Annotated in this window: 1 protein-coding gene; it reads left to right on the forward strand. The window is 75.4% G+C overall.

Annotated elements, in window-relative coordinates; all coding sequences use genetic code 11:
* The first annotated feature begins 3 nt into the window (after positions 1 to 3).
* On the forward strand, positions 4 to 153 hold the full coding sequence (locus QWY29_RS20930) for an RNA polymerase sigma factor (RefSeq protein ID WP_300963123.1): 150 nt from the start codon (positions 4 to 6) through the stop codon (positions 151 to 153).
* Positions 154 to 207 lie beyond the last annotated feature (54 nt).

The raw sequence follows: 207 nt of genomic DNA on the forward strand, positions 1-207 counted from the left end.
GGGTTGCCGCCGGAGCTGCTGGCGGTCGTCCAGGCGACCGTCCTCGCCGGGCTCTCGACGAGGGAGGCCGCCGCGCTGCTCGGGAGCCCGCGCGGGACCGTGAAGAGCCGGATGAGCCGCGCGCGGCTCGAGCTGAGGGAGGCGCTCCTGTGAGCACGCACCGCACGGAGTGGCACGCCGAGGACACCTCGATCGCCGCGTACCTGG

Source organism: Nocardioides abyssi, assembly GCF_030412915.1.
Lineage (GTDB): Bacteria > Actinomycetota > Actinomycetes > Propionibacteriales > Nocardioidaceae > Nocardioides > Nocardioides abyssi.